14 protein-coding genes and 2 riboswitches are annotated in these 13,880 nt (G+C 38.0%); of the genes, 13 read left to right on the top strand and 1 reads right to left on the bottom strand.

The features are described from left to right. The first annotated feature begins 11 nt into the window (after nt 1-11). Nucleotides 12-794 carry a GTP-sensing pleiotropic transcriptional regulator CodY gene (gene codY / locus IGL17_RS07080; protein ID WP_002357492.1) on the top strand — a complete coding sequence of 261 codons (783 nt, stop codon included), beginning with the start codon at nt 12-14 and terminating at the stop codon, nt 792-794. A 33-nt stretch (nt 795-827) separates the two neighbouring features. Beyond that, nucleotides 828-1,703, top strand: a complete 876-nt coding sequence (locus tag IGL17_RS07075; RefSeq protein ID WP_002363997.1) for an aldose 1-epimerase family protein — start codon at nt 828-830, stop codon at nt 1,701-1,703. Nucleotides 1,704-1,744: 41 nt separating this feature from the next. Here IGL17_RS07075 and plsY read toward each other — a convergent pair whose 3' ends face one another. After that, on the bottom strand, nt 1,745-2,374 hold the full coding sequence (gene plsY / locus IGL17_RS07070; protein ID WP_002360243.1) for a glycerol-3-phosphate 1-O-acyltransferase PlsY: 630 nt from the start codon (nt 2,372-2,374) through the stop codon (nt 1,745-1,747). Between the two features lie 205 nt (nt 2,375-2,579). Beyond that, a riboswitch (cobalamin riboswitch) is annotated at nt 2,580-2,739 on the top strand. 118 nt (nt 2,740-2,857) lie between these two features. On the opposite strand from plsY, the gene IGL17_RS07065 reads away from it, so the two are divergent. The 11 genes from IGL17_RS07065 to IGL17_RS07015 all read left to right on the top strand — a co-directional run bounded on the left by IGL17_RS07065 (nt 2,858) and on the right by IGL17_RS07015 (nt 13,868). Further along, nucleotides 2,858-3,886 carry an ABC transporter substrate-binding protein gene (locus tag IGL17_RS07065; protein WP_002384486.1) on the top strand — a complete coding sequence of 343 codons (1,029 nt, stop codon included), beginning with the start codon at nt 2,858-2,860 and terminating at the stop codon, nt 3,884-3,886. Then, nucleotides 3,879-4,886 carry a FecCD family ABC transporter permease gene (locus IGL17_RS07060; RefSeq protein ID WP_002360246.1) on the top strand — a complete coding sequence of 336 codons (1,008 nt, stop codon included), beginning with the start codon at nt 3,879-3,881 and terminating at the stop codon, nt 4,884-4,886. Before IGL17_RS07065 ends, IGL17_RS07060 begins: the two co-directional genes overlap by 8 nt. Continuing rightward, a complete protein-coding gene (locus IGL17_RS07055) occupies nt 4,883-5,650 on the top strand; it encodes an ABC transporter ATP-binding protein (RefSeq protein ID WP_010707556.1) in 768 nt (255 codons plus the stop codon). The genes IGL17_RS07060 and IGL17_RS07055 overlap by 4 nt, the downstream gene beginning before the upstream one ends. A 141-nt stretch (nt 5,651-5,791) precedes the next feature. Further along, entirely contained in the window at nt 5,792-6,235 is a 444-nt protein-coding gene (locus IGL17_RS07050) for a EutP/PduV family microcompartment system protein (RefSeq protein WP_002363995.1), read from the top strand. Next, nucleotides 6,232-6,813: a cob(I)yrinic acid a,c-diamide adenosyltransferase gene (locus tag IGL17_RS07045; protein ID WP_016617361.1), complete on the top strand. Its 582-nt coding sequence runs from the start codon at nt 6,232-6,234 to the stop codon at nt 6,811-6,813. The genes IGL17_RS07050 and IGL17_RS07045 overlap by 4 nt, the downstream gene beginning before the upstream one ends. 44 nt (nt 6,814-6,857) lie before the next feature. After that, a riboswitch (adenosylcobalamin (AdoCbl) riboswitch) is annotated at nt 6,858-7,007 on the top strand. A gap of 292 nt (nt 7,008-7,299) precedes the next feature. Further along, nucleotides 7,300-8,430, top strand: a complete 1,131-nt coding sequence (locus tag IGL17_RS07040) for a 1-propanol dehydrogenase PduQ (RefSeq protein ID WP_002363992.1) — start codon at nt 7,300-7,302, stop codon at nt 8,428-8,430. Between the two features lie 159 nt (nt 8,431-8,589). Then, complete coding sequence (gene eutS / locus IGL17_RS07035) at nt 8,590-8,937, top strand: ethanolamine utilization microcompartment protein EutS (RefSeq protein WP_002345864.1); 348 nt, start codon at nt 8,590-8,592, stop codon at nt 8,935-8,937. Nucleotides 8,938-8,964: 27 nt separating this feature from the next. Further along, nucleotides 8,965-9,537, top strand: a complete 573-nt coding sequence (locus tag IGL17_RS07030) for an ANTAR domain-containing response regulator (RefSeq protein WP_002357503.1) — start codon at nt 8,965-8,967, stop codon at nt 9,535-9,537. Continuing rightward, on the top strand, nt 9,538-10,971 hold the full coding sequence (locus IGL17_RS07025; RefSeq protein WP_002357504.1) for a sensor histidine kinase: 1,434 nt from the start codon (nt 9,538-9,540) through the stop codon (nt 10,969-10,971). A gap of 66 nt (nt 10,972-11,037) precedes the next feature. Beyond that, nucleotides 11,038-12,486, top strand: a complete 1,449-nt coding sequence (gene eutA, locus IGL17_RS07020; RefSeq protein ID WP_016618363.1) for an ethanolamine ammonia-lyase reactivating factor EutA — start codon at nt 11,038-11,040, stop codon at nt 12,484-12,486. A gap of 17 nt (nt 12,487-12,503) precedes the next feature. Continuing rightward, the gene (locus IGL17_RS07015) at nt 12,504-13,868 is read left to right on the top strand and encodes an ethanolamine ammonia-lyase subunit EutB (protein ID WP_002357506.1); all 1,365 of its coding nucleotides are present in this window, start codon (nt 12,504-12,506) and stop codon (nt 13,866-13,868) included. Nucleotides 13,869-13,880: the final 12 nt, after the last annotated feature.

Below are 13,880 nucleotides of genomic sequence, written 5' to 3'. Positions count from 1 at the left end.
GAGGAGAAAAGATGGCTACATTATTAGAAAAAACACGTCAAGTGAACGAGCTTTTGCAAAAAAATAATTTGTTTGACGTACAAGCAGAACTTCCGTACAACAAAATGGCAATGATTTTAGGGGATATTTTAGAAAGTAATGCGTATATTATTAGCAGTTCAGGGGATTTGTTGGGGTATACTGAAAAATTAGATGTTAATAATGCCCGTATCAAAAATATGTTTAAAGAGAAAAAATTTCCTCAAGGATACACCGAGGCCGTGGATATGCTCAAAGTAACCGAAGCCAATATTCCAATAGATAGTGATTTAACTGCATTTCCTTTTGAATCACGAGAGCTGTATCCGTTTGGGTTAACCACTATTGTGCCTTTGTACGGTGCTGGCAAACGCTTGGGTACGATTATTTTAGCGCGTGTTGAAAAATCCTTTAACGAGGATGATTTAGTGTTAGCTGAATATAGTGCGACCGTTGTCGGCATGCAAATTTTGTATCATCAATCCAGAACAATTGAAGCAGAAGTTCGCAGTGCGACTGCCGTGCAAATGGCCATCAACACTCTTTCCTATAGTGAATTAAAAGCCGTCCATGCCATTTTTGAAGCCTTAGATGGCGAAGAAGGTCGTTTAACTGCTTCAAGTATTGCAGATGAAATAGGCATTACTCGTTCCGTAATTGTGAATGCCTTAAGAAAATTAGAATCAGCTGGAATTATTGAATCACGTTCTCTTGGTATGAAAGGGACTTATTTAAAAGTGTTAAATCAACAATTTATTAAAGAATTGGAAAAATAAGCAATTGCTCGTATCAACTAGGAGGACAACGCAATGACTGTACAAATTGAAAATGAATTTCTAATCGCAACATTTGCTGAAGAAGGAGCAGAATTAGTAAGTTTACAATCAAAAGAAACCGGCATTGAATATATTTGGCAAGGAAATCCTGAATTTTGGGCCCGCCATGCGCCCGTACTTTTTCCGATTGTCGGTCGTCTAAAAGAAGATACGTATATGTACCAAAATCAAGCGTATCATTTAACTCAACATGGTTTTGCTCGTGATCAAGTATTTGATGTGATTGAAAAAGGTGGAGAAGAAGTTTCTTTTTCACTAAAATCAACAAAAGAAACCAAGAAGAAGTATCCTTTTGATTTTGAACTAGTGATTACTTATACATTAGAACACCAAGAATTGACTGTAAACTACCAAGTAGAAAATACAGGGAAAGAAGAGATGTATTTTGGGATTGGTGGTCATCCAGCCTTTAATGTACCTTTAGAATCTTCACTAACGTTTGAAGATTATTATCTAAGTTTTTCACCTAAAAAATCACGGACACAAATTCCCTTAGCAGGCCCGTTTATTGATTTAGCGAATAAAACGCTAGCCCAAACGAATACCAGCTTTGACTTAACGCATCAATTATTTGAAAATGATGCAATGATTTTTGAAACAAAAGGTCAAACAGCAATTACGATTGCCACAGACGAAAGTGACCATCAAGTCACTTTGAGTTATCCAGAAATGCCTTTTGTGGGGATTTGGTCACCGACACCGAAAGAAGCGCCTTTTGTCTGTATCGAACCTTGGTGCGGGATTGCTGATGCTGTCGACGCAACTGGCCAACTTGCTGAAAAATTTGGCATCAATAAGTTACCAGCTAACGAACTATTTAAAACACAGTATATGATTAGTGTAAAATAAAGAAAAAGGCTGTGAACATTATTTGTTCACAGCCTTTTTCTTTATTTTTTTGCACGTAAGCCAAAAGAGAGGCGACTTTCTGTTCCATTTTTAATTCGCTGAATGTTTTCACGATGACGGACAAAGATAAAAGTAGTCAAAGCAATCGCAATCACGGTTAATAACCAGTTAAATGTTGGTAAAATAGCTGGGACAGTGAAAGGCAAAATAATAGTAGAAAGTGTAATTAGTACAGCGCTAATCATACTTGTTAAACTCACCATACTGGTTAGATACAGACAAATCACAAAAATAAGAGCAGAATAAATAAAAAATGTGGGGCTGTATGCTAATAACATGCCAGCGCTAGTGGCTACGGCTTTACCACCTTTGAAATTGGCAAAAATAGGGAAGGTATGCCCTAAAACAGCTGCTACCCCAAAGAAGAGTGGGTTCACGCCTTGTAAACCAAACAAATAGGGTAATGAAGTGGCTAACGTTCCTTTCAAGATATCCATTAATAATACCGTAATTCCGGCAGGTTTCCCTAAGACACGAAATGTATTGGTTGTTCCTGTATTCCCACTCCCAAATTGGCGTATATCTTTTTTAAAGAAAAGTTTACCAATCCAAACACCTGAGGGAATCGAACCTAATAAATAGGCAACAAGTAACAAAATGACGATTTTCATCAAGTTAACCTCTTTCTTATTCAAACTAGGATTTATTTTATCATGAATAGAAAAACGGAACAACGTCTAATAACTAAAACAAGAAAAGTTTTTCTTTTGCTTGAGGAAGCGTTGACAAATGGTTGATAACCGTTATAATAAATGTGTGTCATTAGACAAAGACGTCTAATCACTGGTTTGAAAATTAGTTATCAACGAAGATACAATATATATGTACTTATGAAGTGTCAGGGAAAGAGGTGCGAATCCTCTACAGACCTACCTACTGTATGGTGGATGAAACCAATAAGACCACAGATTATTCTGGAAGGATTGGGAGTAAGAAGAAGCTAAGTCAGGATACCGGCTTGATAAGTCTAATCATTCTTTTGTAGGAAAAAGAAGGGGCTTTGAAGATAACTGGCTGAGTATATCATTAGCATAGTTAAGTGACTGCTTTTTTTCTATTGGAGAAAAAAGTGGTTTTTTTGTATTGTTTTGACGTTGAGACAAAGGAGGTTCATTTCAGAAAATTTTCCCCAAAATAAAATAGACGAATGCGAGGATGAAAAAATGAAAAAATTTACTTTAACAATGATGACTTTAGGTTTAGTAGCAACACTTGGCTTAGCAGGATGTGGTAAACAGGAAAAGAAAGCAACTACCTCTTCTGAAAAAACAGAAGTAACGTTACCAACCAAAGACCGTAGCGGCAAAGAAATTACTTTACCCAAAGAAGCAACCAAAATTATTTCCCTAGTACCATCAACAACAGAAGTGATTGAAGACTTAGGTAAAACCGACCAATTAATCGCAGTTGATACTCAAAGTAGTACAATGATGACTGATTTAAAAAAATTACCACAAATGGATATGATGGCTGTCGATGCCGAAAAATTGATTGCCTTGAAACCACAAATTGTTTATGTGAATGACATCAATTTAGCTAGCTCAGAAAGTGTTTGGAAACAAGTGGAAGATGCTGGAATTACAGTCGTTAATATCCCCACTAGTACAAGTATCAAAGCAATCAAAGAAGACGTCCAATTCATCGCGGATAGCTTATCTGAACATGAAAAAGGACAAAAGTTAATCAAAACAATGGATCAAGAAATCGACGAAGTAGCGAAAATTGGGAAAACTATTAAAAAACCAAAAACTGTTTTGTTTGAAGTGGCTGCCTTACCAGACATTTATAGTTTTGGTAATGGGACATTTTTAAATGAAATGATTGAAACAATTGGGGCAAAAAATGTTTTGGCAAATGAAAAAGGCTGGTTACCAGTGACAGAAGAAGCGGCCATTGCTGCAAAACCAGAAGTCATTTTAACCAATGTTAACTATATGAAAGATCCCGCCAAAGAAATTTTAGCTCGTAAAAACTGGGAAAACGTTCCTGCAGTTCAAAACAAAGAAGTTTTCGAAATCGATAACATGTCTAGCTCTTTACCAAATAACCACATTACCAAAGCATTAAAACAAATGGCAAAAGCTGTTTATCCAGAGGAATACAAGGATTTAAAAGATGAGTAAAAAAACGTGTCTCATACTGATGCTCTTGATCAGTATGAGCATGCTCTTTTTGGGTATTAAAATTGGAAGTGTTCAGATTTCGTTAACGGATTTGCTTCAAATTTTAGTGAAAAAGACGGTTTCAGAAGACGGGATTTTAGAGGGAATCATCTGGAATGTACGGTTACCGCGTGTCGTGATGGCCTATCTCGTGGGCGCAGGCTTAGCAGTAAGTGGCACGGTGATGCAATCACTCTTAGGTAATCCTTTAGCTTCTTCATATACTTTGGGCGTATCAGCGGGAGCATCCTTAGGCGCTGCGTTAATCATGGTAACTGGAGTAACTGCTTCGATTTTAGGGGCATTTTTATTGCCTTTAACTGGTTTTATCTTTGGCTTAGCAACGGTCTTTTTAGTTTTGTTATTTACGCAAACAATGGATAGTCAAATGTCTAATCAAACAGTTGTTTTAGTGGGGATGATTATGACCTTGTTTGTCGGTGCTATTTTGACGTTGATTACAGCACTTTTCCAAGATTATTTGAAACAATTAGTCTTTTGGCAAATGGGTAGTTTTTCTGGCAGTAATTGGCAAAAAATTGCTATTTATTGTCCAATCTTGCTTGTCAGCAGTTTGTTTCTTTGGTTTGATGCCAACGCATTGGATGTTCTTGGCTTAGGAGAAGAACATGCGATGTTAGCGGGAGTAGAAGTCAAAACAGCAAAACTACGCATTATTCTTTTGGCTAGTTTACTAGCAGGAAGTGCGGTTTCATTTGTCGGTGTGATTGGTTTTGTTGATTTAATAGCGCCACATATTGTCCGTCGCTATCTAGGGGCGACTCATCGCTGGCTGATTCCCGGTTCAGCAATCTTAGGTGGGACCATCATGGTACTAGGGGACACAATTGCCCGCACGATTTTATCACCAAGAGAAATTCCCATCGGGGCCGTAACAGCCTTGATTGGAGCGCCATTCTTCTTGTATATTTACTTTAAAAAAAGGGGCGTTGCTGCATGATTGAATTAAAAAAAACAGCTGTAACACTCCAACAAACCCCCATTTTAAAAGATATTTCCCTCGTTTTTCCGACAGGTAGTAAAACTTGTATTTTAGGTCCAAATGGTTGCGGTAAAACGACACTTTTAAAAACGATTGCCGGACTTGTCCCTTATAGTGGTTCTGTTTTAATTGATGGTCAAGAAGTTCATGGACAAAAGCGGAAGGAATTGGCAACGAAAGTAGCGATGATGAGTCAATTCACGACAGTTGCTTTTGATTATACGGTCTACGAAACAGTTTTGATGGGGGCGTATCGACAACAAGCAAAACGTTTTTTACCTATTGTTTCTAAACAAGAAAAAGAACGAGTCCTTTATTATATAGAACGCACGGGTTTATTGCCTTTAAAAGATAAAGTTGTCAATCAGCTTTCAGGAGGACAACAACAACGAGTATTTTTGGCTAAATTATTTGTACAAGATCCAGAAATTATTTTATTGGATGAACCCAATAATCATTTGGATATTCGGTATCAACAAGAATTGATTCAGCAGTTAAATGAGTGGAGTGCGCAAGAAGGGAAAACGTTAATCGGGGTGTTTCATGATATCCGTTTAGCGTTAACGCTAAGTGAAAAAATTGTGTTTATGAAGCAAGGGAAAGTGGCCGCGCAAGGTGATTTTCAAACGTTGGCTTCCAAAGAATTTTTACAAACAATTTTTGAAACAGATATTGTCTCCTATTTTCAGAAACAACATAAAGTTTGGGAAACTATTCAATAATTTTGACAAGTTTTTTGGAAACAGGTAAGATAAAGGCAAAGAATCAGAAACACAATGGCGTGTTTTAACAAATCGGCAAAGGAGCCCAAGACTAAGTACGTGATGGTACTTGCTTTGGGCTCCTTTTTTATGGAGGTAGCGATGAAACGAATCATTTTAATGGGAGCTATCGGTTGTGGCAAAACCACGTTATGTCAAGCTCTGCAAGGCAAAGAATTAATTTATGATAAAACACAGGCGGTGGAATTTCATACAGAAATGATTGATACACCGGGCGAGTTTATTTTGCATCGACAATATTATAATGCGTTAAACGTCACAGCGGCAGAAGCAGATGTGATTGGTTTGGTTCAAAGTGCTGTAGAAACACAACAAGTTTTTTCACCAGGATTTGGTAGTATTTTCCCGAAAGAAATCATTGGTATTTTAACCAAGATTGATTTAGCACAAGATTCTCAGCAGTTAGAGATTGTTCGGCAACAATTAAAAAGTGCGGGTGCAACAAGAATTTTTGAAATTTCTTCTGTTGAAAAAATTGGCTTGCAAGAATTAGTAGATTATTTAGAGGAGGATGAAGCAGAATGAAAATTTATACAAAAACTGGCGATAAGGGAATGACGAAATTAGTCGGCAGCTCAACCGTCGCTAAGGATTCTGATCGAGTTGAAAGTTATGGAACGATTGATGAATTGAATTCTTGGGTCGGCTATATTATCAGCCAACTTCCACAAGAAAATCAAGAAATTAAAGGAGAACTAGAAGCTTTACAACATTTACTTTTTGATGCGGGAACAGATTTGTCAACACCGATTGAAGCACAACGACCATTTAAATTACAAAAGGAAAGTGTGCATTGGCTAGAACAGCGGATTGATTTCTACACTGCACAATCACCAGATATTGATCGTTTTATTTTACCTGGCGGAACCCCAGCAGCCAGTATGGTTCATGTGGCTCGGACGATTGCACGGCGCGCAGAACGCATCATTGTTCGTTTAAATTGGACAGCCAAAATTAACGAAGAGGTATTGATTTTTACCAATCGTTTATCAGATTATTTTTATGCGTTGGCTCGCTATTTAAATGTTCAAGCACAACGACCTGATGTTTTTTATGAACGAAGCGAAAAAGTTTTCCACAAAATTAAAGAAGATGGATTGTAAACAGTTGCTTTTCTAAAAAACTTATGGTAAATTTCAGATAGATTAAACGAATATTTTATGAAAAATATGAATGGAAGCCAGTGAGAATCTGGCACGGTCCCGCCACTGTGAAGAAGCAAGGTTGCTTTTAAGTCAGGTCTTTTCATTTTTTCATTATTGGGCATGCTGTTTCGAGGCAAAACAGGATGTTTCTTAACAACGCTTGTGTTGAAAATCCAGCCCAAGATATTTGTATTAATCCAATTAATGGCACGAGGAAGTGCTTTTGGGAATTTTGGGCTGGTCTTTCAATGTTGAAGGAGATTTCAGGTACAATGACGTACTGCTATATTCCCTTTTTTTATTGACAATTAATTAAAGGCGTTGTACTCTATGGATAAGGTTTCGTGTACAATGGCGTATACATAAGGAAGCAAAGACGCTTCAGACAGATGATTTTTCGTTTGTTTGAAGTGTCTTTTTGTATTTTATTAAGGAGGAATTGAGATGAAAACAATTCATTTCCCTACCGAACTATGGGTAGGAGAAGGCGCATTAGCCAATTTGGAAACACTTCATGATAGACGTGTTTTCATTGTCACAGATCCATTCATGGTTGACTCTGGATTTGTGAATGAAGTGACAAAGCATTTAACAAAAAGTGAATGGCAAATTTTTAGTGACATCATCCCCGATCCACCAATTGATAAGATTGCTGCGGGAATTAAGCAGTTAGCGGCATTTCAAGGAGATACGATATTAGCTTTAGGTGGGGGATCCGCTATTGATGCGGCCAAAGCAATGAAATTTTTTGGCAAACGTACTTTGCAAACTCAGATTGCTGAGTTTATTGCGGTTCCTACAACTAGTGGAACTGGTTCAGAAGTTACGAATTTTTCAGTGATTACGGTTGCAGAAACTGGCACCAAAATCCCGCTTGTAACGGATGAAATTCAACCAGAAATTGCGATTTTAGATACAAATTTAGTGATGAGTGTGCCACCAAAAATCACAGCGGATACAGGAATGGACGTCTTAACGCATGTTATTGAAGCGTATGTTTCAACAGAAGCAAATCCGATTTCAGATGCGTTGTGCGAAAAAGTCGTTCGCCTGGTATTCGACAATTTAGAAATAGCCTTTAATGAGGGTAGCAACCAACAAGCTCGTGAAAATATGCATTTAGCTTCATGTATGGCAGGGATGGCGTTTAATGTTACTTCGTTAGGCTTGAATCACGGCATTGCTCATGCGGCAGGTGCGCGTTTACATGTGCCACATGGACGAATGAATGCAATGCTCTTACCTGAAGTCATTGCATATAACAGTGGCTTAGCGAATGGCAAAGTCACCAACGAACCAACAGCTAAACGTTATGCGCAGTTAGCAAATTGTCTAAATGATACACAGACAACTAATGCACGGATTGGTGTTCAACAATTTATTCGACAAATCAAGCAACTCCGTCAAAAATTAAACATGCCTGCCACTTTTAGTGACTATGGTTTACCAAAAGAAGAAGTCCAAGCTGCGATCCCAAAAATAGCTGAAGGCGCATTGATGGATGGCTGCACCAAAACAAATCCTGTCCAACCAACAGCAGCAGAAGTGACAAAAATTTTAAATTCTATCTTATAAGCGATTGACAGGATGAAATCGATAACATATAATGTGGGTAGCACAACGGCGTGCTTCAAAATTTAAGAGCAAAGAAGCTCCTTAGTAGAAAGCGAAAGTGGAACCTTTACGTTTTTTATTGAGGATTTTTTATTTGCTAAATTAAAGGAGCGAGTCTGGTTGGAAGAAAAACAACGAATGATTCAAGAATATGTTCCTGGGAAACAAGTAACGTTAGCGCACATCATTGCTAGTCCTAATAAAGAAATTTATACAAAATTAGGATTGCCAGAAGGCACCAGCAATGCACTAGGTATTTTGACAATCACTCCGAGCGAAGCGGCAATTATCGCTGTTGATATTGCGACTAAAAGCGGAGATATCCAAATCGGTTTTATTGATCGTTTTTCTGGATCGGTAGTCATTTCTGGTGACGTAAGCTCAGTGGAAGCAGCCTTACAAGCGGTGATTGAAGGTTTACAACAGATTTTAAACTTTTCTGTAACTTGTAAAATTACCAGAACATAGCGTTGAAAGGACAAGGGCGTGAAGAAAATGGATGGACGAATTGTAATAGTCGATGATGAACCTATTACGAGACTCGATATTCGTGATATTGTGATAGAAGCAGGGTACGAAGTAGTCGGTGAAGCAGCTGATGGTTTTGAAGCAATTGAAGTATGTAAAAAAACACAACCTGACCTAGTATTAATGGACATTCAAATGCCAATTTTAGATGGTCTAAAAGCAGGTAAAAAAATTGTTCAAGACCAACTAGCCAGTAGTATTGTCTTTTTATCTGCATACAGTGACGTACAAAATACGGACAAGGCTAAAAAATTAGGTGCACTGGGTTATTTAGTTAAACCTCTAGACGAAAAATCATTAATACCTACAATTGAAATGAGCATTGAACGAGGCAAACAAACGCAGCTGTTACTAAATCAAATCGATAAATTAAGTTTAAAATTAGAAGAACGTAAAATTATCGAAAAAGCCAAAGGTATTCTTGTAAAAGAAAATCATATATCGGAAGAAGAAGCCTACCAAATGTTGCGTACGTTAAGTATGAACAAACGCGCACGTATGAGTGAAATTGCAGAATTGATTGTAATGGATGATGAATAAATGAAACGATTAGAGCAATTATGTCACCAATATACCAATCTTTCAGAATCAGACATTAAAGAATTACAACGTACAGCACGTTATCTTTCTTCGACGACACTCTATCAAAGTGCAGATGTTTTTATTGATGTGTATAAGGAAATGTCACAGCAAGCACTAGTCGTTTATCATAAGCCGCCTGCGAAGACAACTTCTTTATATAGCGGAGATGTCGTCGGGATGGAAGCTTTATTAAAAAATGAACCTGGTGTTCTGCGTACCATGCAGACTAGCTTAAATAGCATTGGTTTGTTAGCAGTGACTCAGGAAAATCGTTTGATTAAGCAAAATATCTATCCCATTCGCAATGAACATCGAACGATTGGTGTCATCATTGTCGAGATTGCGGCAGATGAAGAGATTCAAGCGGACTTACAAAAAGAGGAGCTAAATAACTGCCAGTTAGCAAAAGTAGCGAAATCAACTAGTCAAGTCGACGCATTATTTATTGATCAATTGGCAGAAGCCGTTTTAATTTTTGATGCGGCGGGTCACTTATTAATTACCAATCACAATGCACAAGAGCTTTATCGCAAACTTGGTTATCGGGACAATATCATTGGAATGAGCTATGACAATTTGTCCATCGATTATACAACTTTTGAATATGTGTTGTATCAAATGAAATATAAAATGAGTAATCAACCAATTGAAAGCAAAACGACTTACCTTAATTATTATTTTAAGGTTCGGAAAGTGTGGTTGGCATCAGAAGAACAACTGATTATGATTATTCAAGACAATACAGAATTTAAAGAAAAAGAAGCGGAAATTATTTCCAAATCTGTTGCGATTCGTGAAATTCATCATCGTGTTAAAAATAACTTGCAATCGGTGGTTTCCTTATTGCGTATTCAAGAACGGCGAACGCAAAGCCCCGAAGCAAAGAAAGTCCTTCATGAAAGTGTCAATCGAATTATGGCGATTGCAGCCACCCATGAATTGCTGTCAAAACAAGTCAAAGATGACGTTGCTTTACGGCAAACATTGGAAGCAGTGATGTATAATTTTAGACATCTTTTTCAAGGCGCACAACCCATTGAGATGATGATGGATGTTGATCCAGCCATTATGGTTTCTAGCGAACAAATGGTCACCATTTCCCTTGTTGTCAACGAACTATTACAAAACATTTTTGATCATGCATTTGAGCCACAAACAAGTGGCGTTGTTAAACTTAGTGGAACATTAGATAATAAAATGATTACCATTACTGTTACAGATAATGGTAAAGGCTATGACGTTCATCAAAGTAACGAGACCAGTTTAGGTTTGATGATTGTCAAAAGCTACGTAAAAGATAAATTAAAAGGAAAAATTACAATTGAATCCAATAAACAGGGAACTAAAACCTGTTTCTATTTCGAACAGAACACCAGTGATGTTGTTCATTGATTAAGCAAAGGCGCTTAAAGAAAAGTAGAAAGAAATTTTCTAACGATTCTTTAAGTGCCTTTTTGTATGCAAAAGGAGGCGAGTCAGGCGATGTCGAAAGAAACACTTTTAACCGTGGGGATTGATTTAGGGACGTCTACAACCCAATTAGTCTTGTCAGAATTAACTGTTGAAAATTTTGCCTCTGCGTTTACAGTACCACGTATCAGCATTTCTGATAAAAAAGTCATTTACCGAAGTGACATTATCTTTACACCCTTACTTAACCAATCAGAAATTGATGCTGAACCTATCAAAGCGTTTGTAGCGGAGCAATATCGCCAAGCAGACATTCATAAACAAGATATTCAAATGGGTGCGGTAATTATCACAGGTGAAACTGCTCGAAAAAGCAATGCCAACAATGTGCTACGAGCACTTAGTGGCTATGCAGGTGATTTTGTCGTTGCTACGGCTGGACCTGATTTAGAAAGTATCATTGCCGGGAAAGGCGCTGGTGCTCAAACTTATTCTGAAACGAAACGCAAACCAGTGGTTAATTTAGACATTGGTGGTGGAACGACAAATTTAGCTGTCTTTAAAGATGGTGAAGTGATTGACACGGCTTGTTTTGACATTGGCGGACGCTTAATTAAATTAGATCAACAAAAAAAAATCACCTATATAGCTCCGAAGATTCAAGAAATTATAAATAAAAAAGGGCTAACCTTGCACCTTGGTGACCAAGCCACCGAACAAAACTTACTGCCAATTATTTCGGAATTAGTTGCCGTGTTAGAAAATAGCATTGGCTTGGGGACACAAAGTCCGTTCTACCAGTTATTAGTAACCAACCATCCACTACGAAAAGGTGAGGAATTACCAATTGTAACATTTTCTGGTGGTGTGGCTGATTGCTTAAATACGACAAGTACGAATCTCTTTAAATATGGGGACATCGGCTTACTTTTAGGGAAATACTTGAGAAAGTCACTGATTTTTTCGGAAAAAGAAGTCTTAGAAAGCGCAGAAACAATCCGAGCGACGGTCGTCGGAGCAGGTTCACATACTGCTGAAATTAGCGGAAGCACGATCGCTTATCGTGAGCAAATTTTGCCGATAAAAAATATCCCAATTCTAAAATTAGCGCAAGAGGATGAAACCCTTACTGTGACAGAATTAGGCCAGCGAATCCAAGAAAAACTCAATTGGCATCGTATTGAAGAAACACCCCAGATTGCCCTAGCAATTAGAGGCATGAGCAATCCAACATTTGCTGATATTCAACGCTATGGTCAAGGGATTGTGGAAGGATTAGCTAGTTTAGTTGCTGAACAAATTCCCATTATTGTTATGGTGGATGAAGACATGGCGAAAGCTTTAGGGCATGCCTTAAGTGCCCATCTGCCAAAAGACTATCCGTTTATCTGTCTTGATTCGGTCAAAGTAGAAAACGGTGATTATGTAGATATCGGTTTACCAGTGGCAGAAGGAGCCGTCCTTCCAGTCATTGTTAAGACCTTAGTATTTAATTAAAAAGGAGCGACACAAAGATGATTTTAAAAACCAAACTATTTGGCAAAGTCTATCAATTTACATCCGTTAAAGAAGTCTTAGCCAAAGCCAATGAAGAAAAGTCTGGCGACAAGTTAGCTGGCGTAGCTGCTAATTCAGCCGAAGAACGCGTGGCAGCGAAAGTCGTTTTATCGGAATTGTCCTTAAATGACTTGTTTAACAATCCCGTTGTTGATTATGACGAAGACGAAGTGACACGCATTATTATTGACCAAGTCAATATGCGAATTTTTGAAAGTATTAAACATTGGACAGTTGCAGAATTACGCGAATTTATCTTATCTTCGGAAACAACCGATTTTGATATCAAACGAATTTCCCGTGGACTCACTTCTGAAATGATTGCTGCTGTCTGTAAATTAATGTCCAACATGGATCTAATTGTTGGCGCAAAAAAAATCAATATTGAAAAAACCGCCAACACAACAATTGGCCGTCCCGGAACTTTTTCAAATCGTTTACAGCCGAACCATCCAACCGATAATGTCGATGGCATTATGGCATCAGTTATGGAAGGTCTTTCTTATGGCGCCGGTGATGCCTTAATTGGTTTGAATCCTGTTGATGATTCTACAGAAAGTGTTAAACGGATCTTAAACAAATTTGAAGAGTTCCGCAGTGAATGGGAAATTCCAACACAAACTTGCGTGCTTGCTCACGTAACGACACAAATGGAAGCCATGCGACAAGGCGCGCCAACTGGCTTAGTCTTTCAATCCATCGCTGGTTCAGAAAAAGGGAACACAGCATTTGGTTTAAATGCAGAAATTTTAGCTGAAGCACAAGATTTAGCGCTTCACAGTGGTCAAGCAGCTGGTCCTAATGTGATGTATTTTGAAACAGGTCAAGGCTCAGAACTTTCTTCTGAAGCGAACTTTGGCGCAGACCAAGTGACAATGGAAGCGCGTTGTTATGGCTTAGCCAAAAAATTTGATCCGTATATTGTAAATACCGTTGTCGGCTTTATTGGACCAGAATATCTTTACGATTCAAAACAAGTCATCCGCGCTGGTTTAGAAGATCATTTCATGGGCAAATTAACTGGAATTTCAATGGGCTGTGATGTCTGCTACACCAACCATATGAAAGCTGATCAAAATGATATGGAAAACTTAGCAATGTTATTAGCAACAGCTGGTTGTACGTATATCATGGGGATTCCTCATGGCGATGATGTCATGTTAAATTATCAAACAACTGGGTTCCATGAAACTGCGACGATTCGTGAAACATTAGGCTTACGTCCAATTAAAGAATTTGAAGAATGGATGGAAAAAATGGGCTTAATGGAAAACGGAAAATTAACAAGTCGCGCTGGCGATGCATCTGTATTTATTAAATAAACGAGGTGAGAA

Origin of the sequence: Enterococcus sp. AZ088 (genome assembly GCF_051714845.1) — a bacterium.
Lineage (GTDB): Bacteria > Bacillota > Bacilli > Lactobacillales > Enterococcaceae > Enterococcus > Enterococcus faecalis.
Note: the sequence above shows the minus strand (reverse complement) of the source record. Positions and strands in the feature narration are given on the sequence as shown.